Here is a 21358-nt window from a genome sequence, read left to right on the forward strand (position 1 = left end):
GCGCTTGTGAAGAGGTGCACAAATCGCGATCTTGAAAGCTCGCGACGCGCCTTCACCTGCCCCTCCATTCCCGCAAGATCGATCGACCGCCTCCCTTGGCGGCGCGTGGCGATTATTGCTCAATCCCGACTTCCCTGACCAATCGCGCGCGGCTCGTAGCGCTCCGTCACCGGCGTGGCGAGGCGAGTCTCACGTTTTGCAGTAGGGAGAACCCCACCCCCAAGAGGCCAGCGTGCGGGATGGGTCGGCGGGGCACGCGCCCATAGCCTCGAACCATGACCGCCGCACCACTGGCCACCGCGCCCACTCCGCTGTCCCCCGTCCACGGGCTGCTGCGCCGTCTCGCCCGCGACACCACCTACGTACTCGTGGGCTTCCCGCTGGCGATCGTCGGCTTCGTGCTCGCGGTGGTGGGGATCTCACTCAGCGCCGGGCTGCTGGTGACCACGCTCGGCCTGCCGATCCTCGCCGGCTTCCTCTACGCCGCCCGTGGGCTGGCCGACATCGAGCGGCTCCGGCTCGCCGCGGTGCTGGACCGGCCCCGGGTACGCCCGGTCTACCGCCGGCCGGAGCCGGGCGCCGGGTTCTGGCGGCGGGTGTTCACCCCGATCCGGGACGCGCAGTCGTGGCTCGACCTGCTGCACGCGTTCGTCCGGCTGCTGGTGGCCCTGCCCACGTTCGTGCTGCTGGTGGTCTGGTGGGTGCTGGCCCTGGGCGGCACGCTCTACATCGTCTACGACTGGGCCATCCCGCGCGGCGTCGACGACCAGGACCTGAGCCAGCTCCTCGGGATGGGTGACGGCGCCGGCGCGCGGATCGCCCTGAACACCGCGATCGGGCTGTTCGCCCTGTTCACGCTCCCGCTGGTGGCGCGCGGCTGCGCCCGCCTGCAGGCCGGGCTGGCGTACTCGCTGCTCACCGGCGTGGCCGAGATGCGGCAGCGGATCATCACGCTGGAGGAGCAGAAGCGCGCCGCCGCCTCGGCCGAAGCGGTCGCGCTGCGCCGGCTGGAGCGCGACATCCACGACGGCCCGCAGCAGCGGCTGGTCCGGCTCGCCATGGACCTCGGCCGGGCCCGCCACCAGCTCGCCGACAACCCGGACGCGGCCCGGCAGACGCTCGACGAGGCAGTGGCCCAGACCCGGGAGACGCTGGACGAGCTGCGCGCGCTGTCCCGGGGCATCGCGCCGCCGATCCTGGTCGACCGGGGCCTGCCCAGCGCGCTCGCCGCGCTGGCCGCCCGGGCGCTGGTGCCGACCGAACTGGTGGTGGACGACGACCTGGGCACCGCCGCCGGCCGGCTCGATCCGGGGCTGGAGAGCACCGCGTACTTCGTGGTGGCCGAGGCGCTGACGAACGTGTCGAAGCACAGCCGGGCGAACGCCTGCCGGGTGGAGGTCACCCGGAAGGTGGGCCGGCTGGAGATCACCGTCACCGACGACGGCGTCGGCGGCGCGCACCTGGCCAAGGGCCACGGGCTCAACGGCATCGCCGACCGGGTCCGGGCAGCCGGCGGCACGCTGGAGGTGACCAGCCCGGCCGGCGGCCCGACCCGGGTCCACGCCGAACTACCGAGGTGACCCGGACCGCCGGGTCGGGGCGTGATAGACACCGGACCCATGCGGGTGGTGATCGCGGACGACGCCGTACTGCTCCGGGAGGGGCTGATCCGGCTGCTGACCGAGTACGGGCACGAGGTGGTGGCGGCCGTCGGTGACGGTGACGCGCTGGTCGAGGCGGTGGTGGCGCATCGGCCCGACGTCTCGGTGGTGGACGTGCGGATGCCGCCCTCACACACCGACGAGGGACTGCGCGCCGCGGTGGAGGCCCGCCGCCGGGTGCCGGGTACGCCGATCCTGGTGCTGTCCCAGTACGTCGAGGTGTCGTACGCCGACGACCTGCTGGACACCGCGGGCGGGGCCGGCGGCGGCATCGGCTACCTGCTCAAGGACCGGGTCGCCGCGATCGACGAGTTCCTCGACGGCCTGGCCCGGGTGGCCGCCGGCGGCACCGTGCTCGACCCGGAGGTGATCAGCCAGTTGCTGGTCCGGCGGCGGCGCGACGACCCGCTGGCGTCGCTGACCCCGCGCGAGCGCGAGGTGCTGGCGCTGATGGCCGAGGGCCGCTCGAACACCGCCATCGCCCGGGCGCTGGTGGTCAGCGACGGCGCGGTCGAGAAGCACGTCCGCAACATCTTCACCAAGCTCGACCTGCCGCCGGACGCGACCACGCACCACCGCCGTGTCCTGGCCGTCCTGGCCCACCTGCGCGCCTGACCGGGCCGGGTCAGGCGAGCGTGCGGGCCAGCGTCACCGCCTCGGTGAGCGTGTCGGCGGCCGGGTGGCCGCTGCCGCGCAGCCGGTCCGGGTCGGACAGGCCACCGGTGTAGAGGACGCAGCGGGCGCCGACCGAGGCGGCCGCGTCGGCGTCGTCGAGCGAGTCGCCGATCAGCACCACCTCGTGCCCGCCCAGCCCCAGCTCGGCCAGGTGCTTCTCCAGCCACTCGGCCTTGTGCCCGCCGCCGACGGTGGCACGCAGCCCGTCCACCCGGCGGAAGTGCGGCGTCAGCCCGTACGTGTGCACCGTCGGCACCAGCTCGTCGTGGAACCACATGGACAGCAGCGACTGGCTGCCCTCCCAGGACTCGATCGCGGTGGTGGCGTCGGCGGCCAGGGCGCAGGTGGTCAGCCCGGCCCGGTAGGCGTCGTGGAAGACCCGGTCCAGCGTGCCGAACGCCTCGGCGTCCACGGCCCGGCCGAGCATCTCGGCGTAGTAGTCGGCGATCGGCCGCCGGAACCGGACCCGGTGCTCGGCTGCGGTGACCGCCGGCCCGCCGGCGCTGGCGAAGGCCACGTTCGTGGCCTGGACCACCAGGTCGAGGTCGTCGAGGAGCGTTCCGTTCCAGTCCCACACGAGGTGGCGTCGCATACCCGTCACCCGAGCACTCTAAGGCTAGAGCTGCGGCGTGGTCAGGTCGCGCAGCAGCCGGTCCTCCTCGACCCGCCAGTAGCCGTGTTCCTTGCCGTCGAGCAGCACCACCGGCAGCCGGTCGCCGTAGTCGCGCTCCATCTCCAGGTCGCCGGTGACGTCCCGCTCCACCCACCGGTCGCCGGTGACCGCGACCACCCGGTCGAGCGCGGCCTTCGCGTCGTCGCACAGGTGGCAGCCGGGCCGGGTGATCAGGATGAGCCTCGGGTCACTGGACATCGGATACCTCCGTGCGGATCTCGGTCGGCGACGCCGGCGACGGCACCACGGGCGCCGGGCGCAGCTCGGTCTTGCGTACCTTCCCGATCGCCGAGTACGGCAGGCTGTCGACGAACTCGACGGCGGTCGGGCACTTGAACCGGGCCAGGTTACGCGCGCAGTGGGCGAGCAGTTCGTCAGCCGTCACCGGCGAACCGGCCGCCCGGACCACGTACGCCCGCACAGTCTCGCCGGTCCGCGGGTGCGGCACGCCGAGGACCGCCGACTCGGCCACCCCGGGGTGCGCCTGGAGCACCAGCTCCACCTCGTGCGGGTAGACGTTGAAGCCGTTTACCAGGATCAGCTCGCCGAGCCGGTCGACCAGGAACAGGTCGCCGTCGCCGTCGGCGTACGCGACGTCGCCGGTGGCCCACCAGCCGTCCGGGTCCGGCCCGCCCCGCCCGTCCGGCCAGTAACCGGCGAACAGGTTCTCCCCGCGTACCACGATCTGCCCGGGGTCGGTGCCGGCCAGCTCGTCGGAGAGGTCCATCTCGTCCTCGTCGGGGGCGTCGGCGGGCGCGCCGTCGCGCCACAGCTCGACGCCGTCGGCGCCGGTCAGGCGCAGCTCGACGCCGGGCAGCGGACGGCCGATCGAGCCGGGTTTCGGCTCGCCGCCGACGAGCGTCGACGTGAGCACCGGCGCGGTCTCGGTGAGCCCGTAGCCGACGTGCACCGGGTGCCCGGTCAGCTCGGTGAAGCGCGCCCCGACGGCCGGCGGCAGCGGCGCCGCGCCGCACACCGCGACGCGCACCGAGGCGAGCGCCGCGGCCGGGTCACGCTCCGCCTCGGCCCAGGTCAGGAACATCGACGGTACGCCGACGAGCACCGTGACCCGGTGCCGGGCGATCTCGTCCAGCGCCCCGGACGGGCCGGGCTCGTCGACGAGCACACCCGTCGCGCCGTGCCGCACCACGGCGCCGAGCACCGTGTTCAGCCCGTACGCGTGGAACAGCGGAAGGGCGAGCAGCACGACGTCGTCGGGGCCGACCACCGGCGGCTCGATCCGGTCGGTCTGGTCGTGGTTGGCGGCGAGCGCGCGGTGCGACAGCATCGCGCCCTTGGGCCGTCCCTCGGTGCCGGAGGTGTAGAGCAGGACGGCGAGGTCGTCGCCGGCGCGGGCCGGGAACCCGTCCGGCCCGGTGTCGCCGCGTACCGGCGGCGCGGTGTGCACGGCGCGCAGCCCGGGCAGCTCGGTGCGGTCCACCCGGGCGGTCACCTCGGGGGCGCCGACCAGCACCGTCGCGCCGGAGTCGGTGAGCACGTGCCGCAGCTCGCGGGCGGTGAGCGCGGGGTTGACAGGTACGGCGACCAGGCCGGCCCGGAGCGCGGCGAGGTAGGTGACCACGAAGTCCGGGGTGTTGCCGAACGCGACAGCCACCCGGGGCGGATGTCCCGGTCCGGCGGCCGGCGGCGCGTCGGCGAGCAGCGCGCGGGCGGTGGCGGTGACCGCGTCGTCCAGCTCGGACCAGGTGAGCGTCCGCTCGCGCCAGCGCAGCGCGGCCCGGTCGCCCCGTTCGGTAGCGGCCTGGCGGAGCCGGTCGGCGAGGTTCGGCGCGGAGCTTTCGGCGGCGTCCTGCACGGTGGCTGAGTCTGGCACAGCGGCGTCCGCCGGACCATGCCCGGACACGGCACCGGGTCCGCCACACGGGACTGGGAATGCAGTACGGTGGGATTCCCGAGCGCGGGATAACGATCTCCAGCGGCACGAGCCGAGCGACCCGGGGCGACCCGTGCGAGCCGCCCTCGCGACACGCCGAGCGGAAAGAAAATCTGCTCCGACCAGGACTTTCCACTGCGGACCACGATCCGGCGCGAAAGTCAACCACACGCGACGGACAACGGGTCCGCCATTCGTGCGATCCGGCGGGAAATACTTCCGCTCTGTGTAACGGACTTGCCACGCGTGGGTGACGTTGGCCCTATCATCACTCGGGTCGGCTCACCCCATTTGCCGTGAGTCGACACCCCTCAGCCCGAGGAGGCCCCCGTGCCCGTCAGCGCATTGGACCAGCACCTCAAGGGGATCTGCCGCCCGTCGGCACGTCCCGACCCGGCCGTGCCCGGCCGGGTTCCACCCGGTCCCCCGGCACCACAGTGGCGCCCGGTGCGGTCGCTGCCCACTCGGACCGGGGAGGCGCGGTGACCACCTTCGGTTACGCCGAACGGCCGGCCGGCGTCACCGGCCCGACCCAGCGCAACCCGCTCAACGAGCGCGCGGACCCGCCTCCACGCAGCGCCGAGAGCCAGCTCGCGGTACGCGGCGAGGGGCGGCGCGTCCGCAGCCGCGCGCACCACACGAACGAGGCGCCGGCGCGCCCCACGACGCCCGGCGGCAACGCGAAACCCGCGGCCGGCCGCCTCGGCAGCCCGGCCCGCCCGACCATGCCGGCCCAGGCCCGGCGCGGTGACGCGGCCACCGGCGCGGAGCCGTCCGCCGCGGAGACCGCGATCCTGCCGGCGGTGACCACAGGCGACACCGCCGTCCTGCCCGCCGTGCCGGCCGCCACGCCCGCCACCGGATTCCCCAGCCGCCCCGACCCGTCCGACCCGGCCACCGAGGTGTGGACGCTCGTCGAACGCGCGCAGGCCGGCGAGTCCGAGGCGTTCGGCCTGATCTACGACAGGTACGTCGACACCGTCTTCCGGTTCGTCTACTTCCGGGTCGGCAACCGCCAGCTCGCCGAGGACCTCACCTCCGACACGTTCCTGCGCGCGCTCAAGCGGATCGGCAGCTTCACCTGGCAGGGGCGCGACCTCGGCGCCTGGCTGGTCACCATCGCCCGCAACCTGGTCGCCGACCACTTCAAGTCGGGGCGCTACCGGCTGGAGGTGACCACCGGCGACGTCCTCGACGCCGACCGGGAGGACCGCGGTCCGGAGGGCAGCCCGGAGGCGGCGGTGGTGGAGCACATCACCAACGTCGCCCTGCTCACCGCCGTCAAGCAGCTCAACCCGGAGCAGCAGGAGTGCATCGTGCTGCGGTTCCTCCAGGGCTTCTCGGTGGCCGAGACGGCCCGTGCCATGGGCAAGAACGAGGGCGCCATCAAGGCCCTCCAGTACCGCGCGGTACGGGCCCTGGCCCGCCTGCTGCCCGACGGCTTCCACTCCTGACCGGCAGCCACCGTCCCGTTTCCTCACCGGCGCCACCGCCGGGCGCTGTCGCGTGCCCGACGCCCCACGCAGGCCGATCACTCTTGGTGATTTCGCCGCCGTCCCAGCCGTAACCGGCGACCGGCGCGGTCCGTTTCTCCGGGTGCGACCAGTGGTTGTCCCGGCGTCCCCCGGGCCACCCGGTCCGGCGGGTCGGGTCGGCCGTTCCGGTCGACTCGGTGCCACACGCTGCCACCGGTCGCTGGTGACGACGACGGCCGCCCGGCCGTGACCAGCGAGAGGGGGTGCCGCGGTGGACAGCGACCTCTTCTCCCGTCGGCGGGCCGAGCGCTTCGCGCAACTCCTCGACGAGGCCAACGGCGGACGCCGGCACCACGTCCGGTCCAAGGCGGACGGTGAACTCACCGCGCTCGTCGAGGTGAGCCGCCGGCTCAGCGCCGAACGGCCCGACGTCGAGGTGGACGCCGAGTTCCGCACCGGACTGCGGGCGATGCTCGTGGCCACCGCCGAACGTGAGGGCGTCGGCACTCCGGCCAAGACCACCACCGGGGTACGCGGAACGCTGCTGCCCGCGATCACCGGACGCCGGGCGCGGGCCCGGGGCGCGATCCTGGTCGGCGTGGCCGCCGGCGCGGTCGCCCTCTCTGGCATCTCCGCCGCCAGCGAGAACGCGCTGCCCGGTGACGCCCTGTACGGCATGAAGCGCTCCACCGAGCGCGCCCAGCTCGCGCTCGCCAGCTCGGACATCAGCCGTGGGCAGCTCTTCCTCGACTTCGCCCGCACCCGGCTGGACGAGGCCGCCTCGGTGCGCGGCGACCGGCTCGGTTTCAGCGCCGTCCTGGACGACATGGACGCGGACACCCGCCAGGGCGTACGCCTGCTGACCACGGTCGCGGCGCAGCGTTCCGACCCGGTGGCGCTGGACGCGGTGGACACGTTCCTGGCCGGCCAGCGCCGGGTGGTCAGCGGCCTGCTGGACCGGCCCGACCACGCCGAGCGGGACCGCACCCGCCGCTCGCTGGCGCTGCTCGACGCGGCCGGCAAGCGCGCCGACGCGCTGCGCGAGGCGATCGCCTGCGGACTGCCCGCGCCACAGGCCAGCGACGCGCTCGGGCCCGCCCCGGCGGCCTGCCCGGCCGACCGCTGAGCGCGGACGCCGACCGCGCCACACTTCTCCCGGCGGACACCCACCCGTCACACCGTGCCGGATACGCTCGACGCGGAGGGCGTACGCGGTCGTCGAGGCAGGGAGGTCACCGTGGCCGGAACCCGGAAGGTGACCGTCAGCACCGACGCGCACGGGCACACCACCGGCTGGTCGGAGGCCCCGTCGGCGCCCGCGACCACGATCCCGCCGGACCCCACCGCCGCCGCCTTCTTCGACGTGGACAACACGATGATGCAGGGCGCCTCGATCTACTGGTTCGCCCGCGGGCTGGCCGCCCGGAAGTACTTCACCACCGGTGACCTGGCCCGTTTCGCCTGGCAGCAGGCCCGGTTCCGGCTGCTCGCCACCGAGCACGCGGGCGACATGTCCCAGGCCAAGGAGGCCGCGCTCGCGTTCGTGCAGGGCTGGCGGGTGGACGACATCGAGCGTCTCGCCGACGAGATCTTCGACGAGCTGATGGCCCCGCGCATCTGGGCCGGCACCCGCCGCCTGGCTCAGCGTCACCTCGACGCGGGCGAGCGGGTCTGGCTGGTCAGCGCCGCCCCGGTGGAGATCGGCCGGGTGATCGCCGCCCGGCTCGGCCTGACCGGCGCGATCGGCACGGTGGCCGAGGTGGTCGACGGCGCGTACACCGGGCGGCTGGTCGGTGACCTGATGCACGGGCCGGCGAAGGCCGAGGCGGTGACCCAGCTCGCCGCCGTGGAAGGGCTGGACCTGGCCCGCTGCGCGGCCTACAGCGACTCGGCGAACGACCTGCCGATGCTCTCCGCCGTCGGCCGTGCGGTCGCGGTGAATCCCGATCCGGCGCTGCTGCGGCAGGCCCGCGAGCGGGGCTGGGACGTGCGCGACTTCCGCACCGGGCGGCGGGCCGTACGCATCGCCGTGCCCTCCACCGCCGCCGCCGGGCTGCTGGCCGGCGCGGTCACGGCCGGACTGGCGCTGCACCGGCGCCGCCACCGCGAGGCCTGAGCCGGCGCGCGTTCGCTCAGGGCCCGAACGGGTCGGGGCGGCGTTCGAGCAGCTTGTGCAGCGTCTGCTGGATCGTCTCCCGCACCTGGTCGGCGAGGTTGAACACCACGAGCGGGTCGTCGGCGGAGTCACGCAGGTGCGCGGTCGGGATCGGCGGGCAGAACTCGATCAGCCACTTGCTCGGCAGTGGCACCATGCCCAGCGGCCCGAGCCAGGGGAACGTCGGCGTGACCGGGAAGTACGGCAGTTTGAGCAGCCGCGCGAGGGGCTTGATGTCGGCGAGCATCGGGTAGATCTCTTCGCCGCCGACGATCGCGACCGGCACGATCGGCGTGCCGGTGCGCAGCGCGGCGGAGACGAATCCGCCCCGGCCGAAGCGCTGGAGCTTGTAGCGGTCGGAGTAGAGCTTGCCGACCCCCTTGAAGCCCTCCGGGAACACGCCCACCAGTTCGCCGTTGCCGAGCAGCCGCTCCGCGTCCGGGTTGCAGGCGACGGTGCCGCCGGTCTTGCGGGCTATCTCGGAGACGACGGGCATCCGGAAGACCAGGTCGGCGCCGAGCAGCCGCAGGTAGCGGCGCGCCGGGTGCCGGTCGTGCAGCGCGGTGGAGAGGATCAGCGCGTCGAGCGCCACGGTGCCGGAGTGGTTGCCCACGACCAGGCCCGCGCCCTCGGCCGGTACGTGCTCGATGCCGCTGACCTCGGTGCGGAACCAGTCCCGGTAGAGCAGCCGGACCAGCGGGTGGACGACCGCGTCGGTCAGGTCGGGGTCGAAGCCGAACTCGTCGACCTCGTAGTCACCGGCGAGCCGCCGCCGCAGGAACGCCAGGCCCTGGGCCACCTTGCGGTCCCAGTGGTCGCCCGGCCGGTCGGCCACCGCCGGTCCGGGCGGCGTGTCACCGGCCGGCGCGTCGCCGGCCACGGCCTTCTTCGCCACGGCCTTCTTCGCGACCGTCTTCTTGGCCACCGTCTTCTTGGCCACCGTCTTCTCGGCCGTCGGGCGGTGCGCGGCCGGACCCGGGGCGGCCGACCCGGCCGGGGTGCCGGGCTCGTCGGCGGAGGTGTCCGGCTCGACCGGCGCGGCCGGGCGGGCGGACGGTGCGGTCACCCGGCGGTGTCCGTTGCGCCGTGCCGGCTCCGCGCCCGGCCCGGGCACGTCCAGCGGTACGTCGTAGCGCGCGTCGCGCCGCTCCTCCGGGCTGGTCACGAACGCTCCCGTACGGTCGAGCGGACCTGCCGGATGCTCTCCAGCACCAACCGCTCGGCCGCGGCCAACTGGTCCCGGGTCACCACGACGCCGCCGTGGTGGGCGCGGATGAAGTCCTCGAACGCGGCGGCGGTCGAGCGGGGCGTGAAGCCGAACTCCCGCTCCAGCCGGCTGGTGTCCACCACCCGGCCGTGCACGAACAGGTCCACCTGGTCCAGGCCGTACCGGCCGAAGCCCAGGCTACGGGCGATCGCGGCGACCCCGGCCAGGCCCGGTTCCAGCACCGGCACCGCCACCCGGCCGGCCCGGCGGATCGCCTGCGACAGCGACAGCACGCCCGGCCCGGCGACGTTGTACGTGCCCGGGTGGTCCTCGGCGACCGACCGGTGCAGCACCTCCAGCGCGTCGTCGAAGTGCACGAACTGCAGGCGGGGGTCACGGCCGAAGACGGTGGGCACCACCGGCTGGGAGAAGTAGCGCGTGAGCGTGGTGTCGGCGGCGTAACCGATGAACGGCGCGAAGCGCAGCACGGTCGCGGTGACGTCGGGCCGGCGGCGGCGGAACCCGCGGACGTACCCCTCGATGTCGAGTATGTCGCGGCCGAAACCGCCGCGCGGCACCTCGCGCGGCTCGGTCTCCTCGGTGAAGACGGCCGGATCGCGGAACGACACCCCGTACGCGGCGGTGGACGATCGGACCACGAGCTTGCGCAGCCGGGGCGCGCGCTGCGCGGCGGCGAGCATCTGCATCGTGCCGATGACGTTCTGTTCCTTCATCGCCGACCGGCCGCCCTGCTGCGGGTCGGGGGAGGTGACGAGCGCCAGGTGCACCACGGCGTCGACGTCGAGGTCGGCCAGGAGACCGCCGAGCGAGTCCAGGTCGAGACGGACCCGTTCCACGTCGGTGAGCAGGTCGGCCAGCTCAGGGTTGGGCGGCGCCGGATCGACCCCGATGACCCGCTCGATCCGCGGGTCGGCGGCGAGCCGCGCGGCGACGTGCGCGCCGAGCCAGCGACCGACCCCGGTCACGACGACGACCCCCGGGGCACCGGAGGTGTCACCGGGGGTCATGTCGTGCGCCTTGCGCGGCAGGCGGGATCGAGCCGGGACGTCCACGGCCTGATCACCTGAGCCTCCGAGGGTCGACAGTTGGCAAGTGGTGCCGGGTGCCGGGCCAGTGCCCGGCCCCGGTCACTTGCCGAGACGGCGACGCTGGACGCGGGTCTTGCGCAGCAGCTTGCGGTGCTTCTTCTTAGCCATGCGCTTGCGGCGCTTCTTGACCACCGAGCCCATACGACAGCCTTTCGATGCAACGTTCGGGGCGGACCGGAAGACACCACCGCCGGTGGCGTCTTGACCGCTTGCGGACAACGGACCGGACCAGCGTGGTGGGCAGGGCACACCAGAGGGCGATCACGGTCGTGGTCCAGCCTAACCGGAGTGCGTCAGCAGGACCAACGCGCCCCCGTCGATGCCCCTTTTCGTCGCACTCGGCGGACCGGCCCGCCGAGTGCTCAGGCGGACTCCTGGAAGGCGCCCCGGAGGTATTCGTGCACGGCGTGCTCGGGCACCCGGAACGAGCGGCCGACCCGCACCGCGGTCAGCTCACCGCTGTGCACGAGACGATAGACAGTCATCTTGGAGACCCGCATGACCGTCGCCACCTCGGCGACGGTCAGGAACCTGACATCCGACAGCCGTGCGTCGGACTGCGACCCGGCCATGGCTCACCGACCCATTCCCGTGCCCGGCGCGTGTCACCGGGCAGGTGCTCCCGCCTCGACGAGCGACGCGCGTGTAACCAGTACGGTAGCGGGACGGCTGTGACCTGCGCGATCCCTTCCACCCTTTGATCATGGCGGGACAGCCGTTCACCCGATGTCCACCAGGGGTTTTTCGCCCGGACGGGTGTCTCGTCCGTAACGCCTACTCCGCGCGCAGCGCCACCACCGGGTCGAGCCGGCCGGCCCGCTGCGCCGGCACCACGCCGAAGACGATGCCGACCGCCGCGGAGACGCCGAATGCCAGCGCCAGCGACCACCAGGTGATCGCCGCCGGGATCGGGGAGAACGCGTCGACGAGCAGCGCGGTGCCCACGCCCAGCGCCATCCCGGTCAGGCCGCCCACCGAGGTGAGCAGCACCGCCTCCAGCAGGAACTGCACGCCGATGTCCCGGGGACGCGCGCCGACCGCCTTGCGCAGGCCGATCTCGCGGGTCCGTTCGCGTACCGAGACCAGCATGATGTTGGACACGCCGACGCCGCCCACCAGCAGCGAGATGCCCGCGATGGCGGCCAGCACACCGGTGAGCACGCCCAGGATGTCGCCGAGCACGCCGAGGATCTGCCGCTGGGTGACGGCGCTGAACTCGGTGTCCGGGTGCCGGCGGGACAGCTCCGCGACGATCCGCTCGCCGAGTTCGTCGATCCGCTCCCGGTCCGGCGCCTTCACCGCGATGCCGTCGATGCGCTGGGTGCCCCACAGCCGTTGCGCCGCCGTCACCGGTACGTGCACCTCGTCGTCCCGGTCCACGCCGAGGCTCTGCCCGAGCGGCGCGAAGACGCCGATCACCCGGAACCGCACCCCGGCCAGTGTGACCTGCTGGCCGAGCGGGTCCCGGTCGGGAAACAGCGCCCGGGCGACCGAGTCGCCGAGCACCGCGACCCGGCGGCTGGTGTCGACGTCCGCCCCGGTGAGGTAGCGGCCCCGCGACAGCGACCTGGTGAACACCGACGGGGTGGTCTCCAGCACGCCCTGCACGGTGGTGAAGTCGGACCGGTTGCCGGCCCGCGCGGTCGCGCCGGAGGCCACTGTCACCGCGACCCGGTCGGGATCGCCGACCACCCGGGAGACGGCGTCCGCGTCGCTGAGGTCCAGCGGCGAGACCACCGGCGCGTTGCCCACCTCGATCCGGCCCGGCACCACCAGCAGCAGGTTCGATCCGAGCCCCTCGACCTGCTGCTCGACCTGCTGTTTGGTGCCCGTGCCGATGGCCACCAGGATCACCACCGAGGCCACCCCGATGATCACCCCGAGCATGGTCAGCACGCTGCGCAGCCGGTTGGCCCGCAGCGCGTCCCACGCCACCCGCCACGCCTCGGCCAGCCTCATCCCGCGTTCCCGCCGGCCCGCGGAAGGCGCTGCTCGGGCCGCGGAAGGCGCCCGGTGGCACCGGCGGCGCCACCGGAGCCACCGGGCGGGTGCCCCGGGCCGCTTCCGGACACGGACCGGGGCTCCGCGCTGGGAGCGGGGTCCAGTGTCGCAGGTACGCCGGAGCCGTCCGACGGCGGTCGATCATGAGCGCTGTCCGAGCGGATCAGGCCGTCCCGCACCGCGATCCGCCGGCGCGCCCGGGCGGCCACCTCCTGGTCGTGGGTCACCATCACCAGCGCCACCCCGGACTCGGCGTTCAGCTGTTCCAGCAGCTCCAGCACCGCCTCGCCGGTGGCACTGTCCAGATTGCCGGTCGGCTCGTCGGCGAGCAGCACCGCCGGTTCGGTGACCAGCGCGCGGGCGATCGCCACCCGCTGCTGCTCGCCGCCGGAGAGCTGGTTGGGCCGGTGGTGCAGCCGGTGGCCGAGACCGACCCGGCCCAGCATCGCCGCCGCCCGCTCCCGCCGCTGCCGCGCCCCGACGCCCCGGTAGACAAGCGGCAGCGCCACGTTGTCCACCGCCGACGTACGAGCCAGCAGGTGGAACGCCTGGAACACGAAGCCGATCGTCTCGTTGCGCAGCGTCGCCAGCTCCGGGGCGGTGAGCGTGGTGACGTCCCGGCCGCCGATCACCAGCCGGCCGCCGCTGGGCCGGTCCAGCCCGCCGAGCAGGTGCATCAGCGTCGACTTGCCCGAGCCGGACGGGCCGATCACCGCCACGTACTCGCCCTGGTCGATGGTGAGCGACACGCCGCGCAGCGCGGACACCGAGACGCCGTCCAACTCGTACGTGCGCCAGACGTCGACCGCCTCAATCGCCGGTTCGGTCACGGGAGTTCCTGGCCGTCGCGGACCTGGTCGGCGCCGCGTACCACCACCCGGTCGCCGGCCCGTACGCCGTCGACGATCTGCACCAGGTCCTGCCCCTGCACGCCCACCGTCACCGGCACCCGGTCGGCGCGACCGTTCCGCAGCACCCAGACCGCGTCCCGCCCGTCGGCGGAGAAGACCGCCGACGCCGGCACCGCCACCGCGTCGGCTGCCTCGCGCACCCGCAGGCGTACCACCGCGTTCATGCCGGGGCGGGGTGCCGGGGCGGCCTCGGCCTCACCCATCCGTCCGGCACCGAGGTCGAGCCGGACCCGGTAGGTGACGCCACCCCGCGCCGAACTGGTCGGCAGCACGTCGACCGACCGCACAGTGGCGTCGTACGTCGCGCCGGTCACCGCGTCCAGCTCGACCGAGGCGGGCACCCCCGCCCGCACCAGCAGCACGTCCGTCTCGTCCACCTCGGCGAGCAGGCCGAGCCGGCCGGTGTCCACCACAGTGAGCACCGGCGTGCCGGCGGTGACCCGGCCACCGGCCGGGATCGCGTCGTCCACGCCGGGCGGCGGTCCGCCCTGCCCGCCCGCGCCGAACGCCGACGGGTCGAGACCGGGCACCGCAGAGCCACCGGCCGCACCGAGCAGCCCGGCCAGGTCGGCCGGCGCCGCCCGGGTGCCGCCCGGCTGCACCACACCGGAGATCGGCGCGCGCAGCGTCAACGCGTCCACTGTCGCCTTCGCCAGGTCGTACGCCTGCTGGGCCTGAAGTCGCTGCGCGGCCGACAGCGCGCCGACGGCGCTGTTCAGCCCGGCGACCCCGCGCTGCACCTGGGCGACGGCCCGGTCGGCGGCGCGGGCGGCCGACTCGTACTGTCGCTGCGCCGAGGAGACCTGGAGCAGCAGCGCGGCGCGTACCTGCGGGTCGCCGACCTTGCCGGCGGCGGCGCGGGCGGCGGCGAACGCCTCGTCGGCGGCCCGGTCGGTGCCCCGCCGGCTGCCGCCCAGGTCACCGGTGCCGGTGCCCCGGCCGGCCCGCTTCGCCGCGCGCAGCGCCTCCCGGGCCTGCGCCAGGCGCTCCCGGGCCGACGGCGAGTCGATCACCGCGAGCACCTGCCCGCGGCTGACCCGCGCGCCGGGGGCGACCCGCAGGCTGGCGAGCGTGCCGTCGGCGGGCGCGGTGAGCGTGGCCGCGGCCCGTGCGGTCACTGTGGCGGGCGCGTCGATCACCTCGCTGACCGGGGCGCGGCCCACCTCGGCGACAGTCACCGCCGGGGCGTCGTCGCCGCAGGAGGCGGCGGTCGTGCCGGTCAGGGCGACGACGGCGAGCAGCGCGGTGACGAGACGGGGGCGGCGGGCCGCGGGCAGCCGCGGCGAGGGAGTGCGGGCCACCCGGCCCATGCTACGACCCCGTCGACAGGCGTCGACGTGTCAGCCGACGACGGCCCGCACGTACGCGACGCACTCGTCGTGCAGCATCGACCACGGGTCGCCGAGCACCTCGTCGGCGGCCTGCGCCGGTGACCGCCGCTCGTGCACCACGGCCCGGTAGAAGTCGAGCATCCGCTGCTCGCCGTAGCGGTCGACCAGGTGCCGCACGGCCAGGTAGCCGACGCCGTAGGCGCCGCCGACCCGGCTGTCGCTCGCGTCCGCCTCCGGCGCCACCGCCTCCAGCCGCCCGGACCAGCCGCCGCGCAGCAGGTCGCGCACCTCGGTCAGTCCCTCGTAGCGGTGGACCGGCTGGCCGTCGGCCCCGGCGTACTCGGCCAGCCCCTCCACCAGCCACCAGTCCGCGCGGTCGGCGTACCCCCGGTCGGGCAGCGAGGCGGCGTGGGTGAGTTCGTGCCGCAGCAGGTCGTCGACGCCGTCCGGGGTGAGGGTCTGGGCGTTGAGCACGACGTCGTGGCGTCCACCGCCGACGCCGACCGCGTACCCGGCGGTCCACTTCGGCCGGCCACCGCCGTACCAGCGCCGCCACTCGGTCTTCCCGGCGTAGTAGACGAGATACCGGTCCGGCCGCGCGTCGCCGACCGCGTACCGGTCCGCGACCCGGGCGGCCGCCTCGGCCTGGGCGAGCAGGCCGGGCAGCTTGCTCCGCTGGGCGGTGGTGGTGGCCACCACCACCCGCTTCCCGACCGTCACGGCCAGGTCGTTCGCCTGCCACGGCCGGACGCCGGCCGGGTCCGTGCCGGACGGTTCCAGCGCGGTCAGCCGGGGCTCCTCCCCCACCAGCCGCCAGCGCGCGTCCAGCTCCACAGTGCTCGGCGCGCAGTCCGGCGCCACGAAGCAGTACCCCACTGTGATCGTCTGCCGCCACTGTCCGGGCTGCCCGTCGGCCGCCTCCGGCACCCCGTCGGCGGCCGGCCGCCACACGGTGACGCGCAGCGCCCGCAGCGCCGCGTACCGCCGGCTCAGGGCCGGCCGCGCCGCCGGTTCGGCGATGGCGAGGAAGCCGGCCCGGTCGGCGCCGACGAGCGCGGTGGCCTGCCGGTCCAGCAGCGCGAGCATCCGCTCGCCGAGCCGCCGCTGCGCCGCCGTGCCCGGGTCGCCCTTCGCGGCCGACCGTCCGGCCGCGTCCTGCGCGGGCCCGCGCAGGAGCACGCCGGGCACCGCGCCCGCCACCAGGCCGAGCGCGAGTCCGAGCGCGGTCCAGAGCGGCCAGCGCCGCCGCTTCCGCACCGCCCGCGTCGGCTCGCCCACGTGCGCCATTGGTACGGGGTACGGCGCGGGTACCGCGACGGGGTGCGGCAACGACGCCGGTGCCGGTGCCATGGTGTCAACGGCGGCGTCCACCTCGGCGCTGTCGGCGCCGGCGTCAGCCGCGCGGGCGGTCTCGGCGCGGGTGTCGTCAGCGCCGGCGTTGGCGCTGACGTTGGCCGCGACCGCGTCGGCGGCGCTCGCCTTGTCGACGGCATCGACGGCATCGACGGCGGGACGATGCTCGTCGCCGTCCGTCGTCCGGCCGGGAGGCTGCTCGTCGCCGTCGGTCACCGGCGAAGGGTACGACCAATCGGGCGTTCCGGGAAAGAGTCCCGCCGCTGTTCCGCCGCGCTCCGAGATCTTGGAAGGAAAGGGCCCCCAGAGGGGCCGAATTCTTCCAAGATCTCTCAGATCGGGGTGCCGGTCAGCGTCAGCGTGGCCTTGTCGGCTGCCCAGAGGGCCACCAGGGCCACGCCGGGCACGGCATGACCGGCCAGGGCGAGCAGCACGCCGCCGGTGAGGAAGCAGGCGGCCTGGACGGCGAGCTTGGCCGGGTCGGGCAGCGTCACGGCGGCGCGCGGTGAGCAGAACAGTCCCCACACCACGGCGATCACCAGCGGCGCGCCGAGCCCGGCCAGCAGGCGCAGCGGCCAGCCGGCGTCGAGCGTGAAGCCCCAGTACCCGGCCGAGCCCAGCAGGGCCAGCTCCAGCAGGAAGATCACGCCCAGCAGCAGCGCGGTCATCGGTCTCCCCAGGAACGGTAGGCGCGGTCCAGGCCCGCGATCAGCTGGTCGAAGGAACGGTCGGTGTCGCGGGGCAACCCGAATCCGCCGGCCGCCTCCAGCGCGACGAAGCCGTGCACGGCGGCCCGGAACATCCGGATCGCGTCGATCGCATCGTCGCCGTCGAGGCCGTACCCGAGCAGGATCGCCCGGATCGCGCCGACCGCGCGCTCACCGGCGGCGAGGTGTTCGGCGTCGGCCGGGTCGGGCGCCCGCTGGGCGGCCGGGTAGCGGCCGGGGTGCTGCCGCGCGTACGCCCGGTAGGCGGCGGCGACGGCGCGCAACGCGTCGCCGCCGGCCCGGCCCGCGGCGGCGGTGGTGAGCACGTCGGCGATCTCGGCGGTGGCGAGCACGGCGAGCTGCTGGTGCAGCGCGTCCACGCCGCGCACGTGCTTGTAGAGGCTGGGCAGCGCGACGCCGAGCCGGGCGGCGAGCGCGGCCAGCGTCAGCTTCTCGTAGCCGACCTCGTCGGCGAGCACGGCGGCCTCCCGCACGACTGTGGCCGGGGTCAGGCCGGCCCTAGGCACGCGCGGTCACCGCCAGGAACTCGACCAGGTCGGCGGCGGTGGCGTCGGGCTGGTCGGCGTGCGGGTAGTGGCCGGAGTCGGCGATCATGCGCGCCTCGGCGACGGCGAACAGTCGTCGCGCGGCCCGCGCCTCCGCGCCCGGGTCGGGGAAGTCCGGGTCCTTGGTGCCCATCAGCACCAGCACCGGACGGCGCACGTCACGCGCCCGCGCGGTCCAGTGCGGGTCGGCCGGCGCGACCACGCCGCGCACGGCGGCCATCCGGCCGCGCAGCTTGGCGACCAGCTCCTTGCGGTACGCGGCGTCGTCCGCCGGGCGTCCGCAGGGGAACAGCGTGCGGTGGAACAGCCCGAACAGCCGAGGGCTGCGCAGCACGACGGCTTGCGCGACCCGCATCAGCGGGTTCGGCTTCGGCGTGCCGACGAACGCGCCGATCTGCACGATGCCGCTGACCAGTTCCGGCGCCTCGGCGGCGGCGAAGACGATCGCGGCGGCGCTGGACGAGCTGCCGACCAGGGTGGCCGGGCCTCCGCCGAGCGCCCGCACCACGGCGAGCAGATCGCCGCCGACGTGCTTCGGGGCGTACGTGGGCCAGCGCGGGCTGGAGTCGCCGTGCCCGCGTACGTCGACAGCTGCCACCCGGTAGCCGGCCGCGACCAGCCGGGGCGTCAGGTGCCGGAAGGCGGCCCGGTTCTCGCCCATGCCGTGCGCGAGCACCACGAGCGGGCCCGAGCCGTGCACCTCGTACGCGATAGTGCCGCCGTCCCGCTTCACCTGGCTAACTGTCATAGCCTTAAAGCTAAGGCTATTAGCCAAGATGCGTCAAGCTTGACCTCAACCCGGGATGAGGTCGCACGATCCCGGCATGCCGATCACCGCCGACACCCACGTACGCCTCGCCCGCCCGAGCCGCGACCTGGTGATGCTCGGCCTGCCCGGGGCCGGCTGGCACCTGGAGCTGGTCGACGGCTCGACGCTCGCGGTCGAGCCGCGCCCCACCGGCGAGGACCTCTTCGTGCTCTACCTCGACGGACCACCCGACGACGAACTGGTCCCGAGAATCGAACGGGCCGGCGGGACCAGGGTCTCCGCCGGCCCGTACTGGGACAGGTGGGGTGTCACGTTCGCCTACCCGGACGGCTACCGCCTCGTGCTGTGCACCCGGGCCTGGTCGAACGACTGACTCACTTCTTCGACAGCACCGCGCGGCCGAAGAACGCCAGGTTCGCCGGGCGCTCCGCGAGCCGGCGCATCAGGTAGCCGTACCACTGGTCGCCGTAGGGGACGTAGGTCCGCACCGTGTAGCCCTCGCCGACCAGGCGCTGCTGCTCCTCCGGCCGGATGCCGTAGAGCATCTGGAACTCGAACCGGGCCGGGTCGCGGTCGAACCAGCGGGCGCGGTCCTCGCCGATCGCGATCAGCCTCGGGTCGTGCGTGGCGAGCATCGGGTAGCCGTCGCCGGACATCAGCACGTTCATGCAGCGCACGTACGACTTGTCCACCTCGCGGGCCGACTGGTACGCCACCGACTCCGGCTCCTTGTACGCGCCCTTGCACAGCCGCACCCGCGACCCGGCGGAGGCCAGCTCCCGGCAGTCCGACTCGGTCCGCCGCAGGTACGCCTGGAGCACCGCCCCGGTCGACGGGTGGTCCTTGCGCAGCTTCGCCAGGATGTCCAGCGTCGAGTCGGTGGTGGTGTGGTCCTCCATGTCCAGCGTGACAGTGGTGCCCGCCGCTTCGGCCGCCGCGCAGATCGCCCGCGCGTTGTCGTACGCGAGATGCTCGTCGAACATCTGGCCCAGCGCGGACAGCTTCACGCTGACCTCGGCGGCCGGGGTGAGCCCGGCGGCGCCGAGCCGGCTCAGCAGCGTGAGGTACTCGTCCCGGGTGGCGTTCGCCTGCTCCGGGGTGGTGGTGTCCTCGCCCAGGTAGTCGAGGGTGACCGCTTGGCCGTCGGCGACCAGCTCGCGGGTGGCGCGCAGCGCGTCGTCGGTGGCGGCGCCGGCGACGAACCGGCGGACGACGTCCCGGGTGAACGGGGCCGTCGCGACGAGCCGCTCCACCTGGGAAGACCGGGAGGCGGCGAGGATGACGGAACGGAGCATGAGCCGAGCGTAACGCTCATCACCGGCCCTCCGCCGGGCGCGTCCGAGGCCCGCTCGGGTCGGCGCGCGGACCCGGGGCGGGCACCCCCGGCTGGCGTCGATCGGCTACAACGTTCACGTGGATCGACGACACCCCCGGCGGCGGCTCCGCTCGGCCTCCGTGCAGCTCGGCGCGCTAACCGCGCTCGCCCTCGCGCTCTCCGGCTGCAACAACGGCTACGACGACGACGATGACGACTGCGCGCTCGGACCGGCCGGCGGGGGCGGCGACACCGTCGCGGTCGCCCTGCGTGTGCCGGCGACCGCCACCGCCGCGCGCGGCGAGCCGGCCCCGACGACCGCCGCGCTGCCCGAGCGCGGCGGCTTCGGCAGCCACCTCGCCTCCTGCGGCGGCTGACGTGCGCCGCGAGGCCAGCACGCCGCGCCCCGGCTGGGACGAGACCATCCGGGCCCAGGGCCTGGTGTACGTCGACACCGAGCTGCCCGACGGCAACGTCATGTCGTACTGGGACGAGACGGCCGCGTACTCGTTCACGCTCGACGAGGTGCTCCGCCTGGAGGAGGCGACGGAGGAGCTGCACCGGATGTCGGTGGCCGCCGCCGAGCACGTGGTGGCCCGCAACCGGTACGCCGAGTTCGGCATCCCCGAATGGGCCGCCGAGGCGGTCGCCCGCTCGCTGCGGGAGAGCCCGCCGACGCTGTACGGCCGGTTCGACCTCTGGTACGACGGCAGCGGCCCGCCGAAGATGCTGGAGTACAACGCCGACACCCCGACCGCGCTGGTCGAGGCGAGCATCGTGCAGTGGTACTGGCTGGAACACACCCGCCCGGACGCGGACCAGTGGAACAGCCTGCACGAACGGCTGGTCGGCGCGTGGGCCAAGATCGGCGCCGGGCTGCACGAGCGCCGGACGCACGTGCTCTGGTCCGAGGAAGAGGAGTCGGGCGAGGACCAGATCACCGCCGGCTACCTGGCCGAGACGGCCCGCCAGGCCGGGCTGGACGTGACGCTCATGCCGATCCAGCAGGTCGGCTGGGACGGGCGGCGCTTCGTCGACGCCGACGACCGCCCGATCACCACCTGCTTCAAGCTCTACCCCTGGGAGTGGATGCTGGCCGAGCCGTACGGGCGGCCCGCGCTGGACCCGGGCACGCCCACCACCTGGATCGAGCCGGCCTGGAAGCTGCTGCTGTCGAACAAGGCGCTGCTGGCGGTGCTCTGGGAGCTGTACCCGGGGCACGACTACCTGCTGCCCGCGTACCTGGACTCACCGCGCGGCATGACCGAGTACGTGGCCAAGCCGCTGCTCGGCCGCGAAGGCGGTTCGGTACGCATCGTGACCGCCGACACGGAGATCACCAACCCGGGGATCTACGGCGACGAGGGCTTTTGCTTCCAGGAGTTCCGCGCGTTGCCCGAGTTCGAGGGCAACCGGACGGTGCTCGGCAGCTGGATCGTGGACGGCGAGTCAGCCGGCGCCGGCGTACGGGAGAGCGAGAGCCTCATCACTGACGGTTACGCGCGGTTCCTGCCCCACTACATCGACGCACCGCGTCTGCCGTGAGTCGTCTACCG

The 21358-nt window shown here is 74.3% G+C and carries 23 protein-coding genes; 8 read left to right on the forward strand and 15 right to left on the reverse strand.

Features of this window, described 5'->3' with window-relative positions; genetic code table 11:
• Nucleotides 1-275: 275 nt before the first annotated feature.
• Both PVK74_RS18365 and PVK74_RS18370 read left to right on the forward strand, forming a co-directional pair.
• Nucleotides 276-1580, forward strand: coding sequence for a sensor histidine kinase (locus PVK74_RS18365; RefSeq protein WP_043328091.1), 1305 nt, complete (start codon nt 276-278; stop codon nt 1578-1580).
• 39 nt (nt 1581-1619) lie between these two features.
• Nucleotides 1620-2276, forward strand: a complete 657-nt coding sequence (locus PVK74_RS18370; protein WP_030502878.1) for a LuxR C-terminal-related transcriptional regulator — start codon at nt 1620-1622, stop codon at nt 2274-2276.
• A 10-nt stretch (nt 2277-2286) separates the two neighbouring features.
• On the opposite strand, the gene PVK74_RS18375 is transcribed toward PVK74_RS18370, so the two are convergent.
• Genes PVK74_RS18375 through PVK74_RS18385 form a run of 3 tightly spaced genes read right to left on the reverse strand, consistent with a single transcriptional unit; the run spans nt 2287 to nt 4873 of the window.
• Nucleotides 2287-2928: an HAD family hydrolase gene (locus PVK74_RS18375; protein WP_013475152.1), complete on the reverse strand. Its 642-nt coding sequence runs from the start codon at nt 2926-2928 to the stop codon at nt 2287-2289.
• A 24-nt stretch (nt 2929-2952) separates the two neighbouring features.
• Nucleotides 2953-3207 (reverse strand): glutaredoxin family protein, encoded by a 255-nt coding sequence (locus PVK74_RS18380; protein WP_013288752.1) that lies wholly within the window; start codon nt 3205-3207, stop codon nt 2953-2955.
• Nucleotides 3197-4873, reverse strand: coding sequence for an AMP-binding protein (locus PVK74_RS18385; RefSeq protein WP_274476877.1), 1677 nt, complete (start codon nt 4871-4873; stop codon nt 3197-3199). The genes PVK74_RS18380 and PVK74_RS18385 overlap by 11 nt, the downstream gene beginning before the upstream one ends.
• A 512-nt stretch (nt 4874-5385) precedes the next feature.
• On the opposite strand from PVK74_RS18385, the gene PVK74_RS18390 reads away from it, so the two are divergent.
• From PVK74_RS18390 to PVK74_RS18400, 3 genes are all read left to right on the forward strand, one after another.
• Nucleotides 5386-6357: an ECF subfamily RNA polymerase sigma factor, BldN family gene (locus PVK74_RS18390; protein WP_274476879.1), complete on the forward strand. Its 972-nt coding sequence runs from the start codon at nt 5386-5388 to the stop codon at nt 6355-6357.
• Between the two features lie 292 nt (nt 6358-6649).
• Nucleotides 6650-7504: a DUF5667 domain-containing protein gene (locus PVK74_RS18395; RefSeq protein WP_064446675.1), complete on the forward strand. Its 855-nt coding sequence runs from the start codon at nt 6650-6652 to the stop codon at nt 7502-7504.
• A gap of 111 nt (nt 7505-7615) precedes the next feature.
• Nucleotides 7616-8494: an HAD family hydrolase gene (locus tag PVK74_RS18400; RefSeq protein ID WP_043328083.1), complete on the forward strand. Its 879-nt coding sequence runs from the start codon at nt 7616-7618 to the stop codon at nt 8492-8494.
• 16 nt (nt 8495-8510) lie between these two features.
• Here PVK74_RS18400 and PVK74_RS18405 read toward each other — a convergent pair whose 3' ends face one another.
• From PVK74_RS18405 to PVK74_RS18455, 11 genes are all read right to left on the reverse strand, one after another.
• Nucleotides 8511-9413 carry a lysophospholipid acyltransferase family protein gene (locus tag PVK74_RS18405; RefSeq protein ID WP_051611579.1) on the reverse strand — a complete coding sequence of 301 codons (903 nt, stop codon included), beginning with the start codon at nt 9411-9413 and terminating at the stop codon, nt 8511-8513.
• Between the two features lie 281 nt (nt 9414-9694).
• Entirely contained in the window at nt 9695-10768 is a 1074-nt protein-coding gene (locus PVK74_RS18410; protein WP_064446676.1) for an NAD-dependent epimerase/dehydratase family protein, read from the reverse strand.
• Nucleotides 10769-10888: 120 nt separating this feature from the next.
• Nucleotides 10889-10990: a 30S ribosomal protein bS22 gene (locus PVK74_RS18415; RefSeq protein WP_007465623.1), complete on the reverse strand. Its 102-nt coding sequence runs from the start codon at nt 10988-10990 to the stop codon at nt 10889-10891.
• A gap of 221 nt (nt 10991-11211) precedes the next feature.
• Nucleotides 11212-11421 (reverse strand): helix-turn-helix domain-containing protein, encoded by a 210-nt coding sequence (locus tag PVK74_RS18420; protein WP_013288759.1) that lies wholly within the window; start codon nt 11419-11421, stop codon nt 11212-11214.
• A gap of 202 nt (nt 11422-11623) precedes the next feature.
• On the reverse strand, nt 11624-12808 hold the full coding sequence (locus PVK74_RS18425) for an ABC transporter permease (protein WP_274476881.1): 1185 nt from the start codon (nt 12806-12808) through the stop codon (nt 11624-11626).
• Complete coding sequence (locus PVK74_RS18430; protein ID WP_274476882.1) at nt 12805-13680, reverse strand: ABC transporter ATP-binding protein; 876 nt, start codon at nt 13678-13680, stop codon at nt 12805-12807. The genes PVK74_RS18425 and PVK74_RS18430 overlap by 4 nt, the downstream gene beginning before the upstream one ends.
• Entirely contained in the window at nt 13677-15071 is a 1395-nt protein-coding gene (locus tag PVK74_RS18435) for an efflux RND transporter periplasmic adaptor subunit (protein WP_210886846.1), read from the reverse strand. Before PVK74_RS18435 ends, PVK74_RS18430 begins: the two co-directional genes overlap by 4 nt.
• Before the next feature lie 30 nt (nt 15072-15101).
• Nucleotides 15102-16661, reverse strand: a complete 1560-nt coding sequence (locus tag PVK74_RS18440; protein WP_274476883.1) for a hypothetical protein — start codon at nt 16659-16661, stop codon at nt 15102-15104.
• Nucleotides 16662-16777: 116 nt separating this feature from the next.
• Nucleotides 16778-17113 carry a YrdB family protein gene (locus tag PVK74_RS18445; RefSeq protein WP_064446681.1) on the reverse strand — a complete coding sequence of 112 codons (336 nt, stop codon included), beginning with the start codon at nt 17111-17113 and terminating at the stop codon, nt 16778-16780.
• Nucleotides 17110-17679 (reverse strand): TetR-like C-terminal domain-containing protein, encoded by a 570-nt coding sequence (locus PVK74_RS18450; protein WP_069087782.1) that lies wholly within the window; start codon nt 17677-17679, stop codon nt 17110-17112. Before PVK74_RS18450 ends, PVK74_RS18445 begins: the two co-directional genes overlap by 4 nt.
• Nucleotides 17672-18466 carry an alpha/beta fold hydrolase gene (locus tag PVK74_RS18455; protein WP_166457852.1) on the reverse strand — a complete coding sequence of 265 codons (795 nt, stop codon included), beginning with the start codon at nt 18464-18466 and terminating at the stop codon, nt 17672-17674. The genes PVK74_RS18450 and PVK74_RS18455 overlap by 8 nt, the downstream gene beginning before the upstream one ends.
• Nucleotides 18467-18542: 76 nt before the next feature.
• On the opposite strand from PVK74_RS18455, the gene PVK74_RS18460 reads away from it, so the two are divergent.
• On the forward strand, nt 18543-18860 hold the full coding sequence (locus PVK74_RS18460) for a VOC family protein (protein WP_166457853.1): 318 nt from the start codon (nt 18543-18545) through the stop codon (nt 18858-18860).
• 1 nt (nt 18861) lies between these two features.
• On the opposite strand, the gene PVK74_RS18465 is transcribed toward PVK74_RS18460, so the two are convergent.
• Complete coding sequence (locus PVK74_RS18465; RefSeq protein ID WP_064446685.1) at nt 18862-19782, reverse strand: proline dehydrogenase family protein; 921 nt, start codon at nt 19780-19782, stop codon at nt 18862-18864.
• Nucleotides 19783-19900: 118 nt separating this feature from the next.
• Between PVK74_RS18465 and PVK74_RS18470 the strand changes: the two genes are divergently transcribed.
• Both PVK74_RS18470 and PVK74_RS18475 read left to right on the forward strand, forming a co-directional pair.
• A complete protein-coding gene (locus PVK74_RS18470; protein WP_223201299.1) occupies nt 19901-20179 on the forward strand; it encodes a hypothetical protein in 279 nt (92 codons plus the stop codon).
• A 1-nt stretch (nt 20180) separates the two neighbouring features.
• Nucleotides 20181-21347 carry a glutathionylspermidine synthase family protein gene (locus tag PVK74_RS18475; RefSeq protein ID WP_043328075.1) on the forward strand — a complete coding sequence of 389 codons (1167 nt, stop codon included), beginning with the start codon at nt 20181-20183 and terminating at the stop codon, nt 21345-21347.
• The last annotated feature ends 11 nt before the right edge of the window (nt 21348-21358 follow it).

Source organism: Micromonospora chalcea (genome assembly GCF_028768405.1).
Classification (GTDB): Bacteria; Actinomycetota; Actinomycetes; order Mycobacteriales; family Micromonosporaceae; genus Micromonospora; species Micromonospora chalcea.

Coding starts and splice junctions, on each gene's coding strand:
- PVK74_RS18370 (WP_030502878.1), top strand. CDS start 1,620: ATGCGGGTGGTGATCGCGGACGACGCCGTACTGCTCCGGGAGGGGCTG.
- PVK74_RS18445 (WP_064446681.1), bottom strand. CDS start 17,113: ATGACCGCGCTGCTGCTGGGCGTGATCTTCCTGCTGGAGCTGGCCCTG.
- PVK74_RS18435 (WP_210886846.1), bottom strand. CDS start 15,071: ATGGGCCGGGTGGCCCGCACTCCCTCGCCGCGGCTGCCCGCGGCCCGC.
- PVK74_RS18455 (WP_166457852.1), bottom strand. CDS start 18,466: ATGACAGTTAGCCAGGTGAAGCGGGACGGCGGCACTATCGCGTACGAG.
- PVK74_RS18365 (WP_043328091.1), top strand. CDS start 276: ATGACCGCCGCACCACTGGCCACCGCGCCCACTCCGCTGTCCCCCGTC.
- PVK74_RS18465 (WP_064446685.1), bottom strand. CDS start 19,782: ATGCTCCGTTCCGTCATCCTCGCCGCCTCCCGGTCTTCCCAGGTGGAG.
- PVK74_RS18410 (WP_064446676.1), bottom strand. CDS start 10,768: ATGACCCCCGGTGACACCTCCGGTGCCCCGGGGGTCGTCGTCGTGACC.
- PVK74_RS18380 (WP_013288752.1), bottom strand. CDS start 3,207: ATGTCCAGTGACCCGAGGCTCATCCTGATCACCCGGCCCGGCTGCCAC.
- PVK74_RS18425 (WP_274476881.1), bottom strand. CDS start 12,808: ATGAGGCTGGCCGAGGCGTGGCGGGTGGCGTGGGACGCGCTGCGGGCC.
- PVK74_RS18375 (WP_013475152.1), bottom strand. CDS start 2,928: ATGCGACGCCACCTCGTGTGGGACTGGAACGGAACGCTCCTCGACGAC.
- PVK74_RS18460 (WP_166457853.1), top strand. CDS start 18,543: ATGCCGATCACCGCCGACACCCACGTACGCCTCGCCCGCCCGAGCCGC.
- PVK74_RS18415 (WP_007465623.1), bottom strand. CDS start 10,990: ATGGGCTCGGTGGTCAAGAAGCGCCGCAAGCGCATGGCTAAGAAGAAG.
- PVK74_RS18420 (WP_013288759.1), bottom strand. CDS start 11,421: ATGGCCGGGTCGCAGTCCGACGCACGGCTGTCGGATGTCAGGTTCCTG.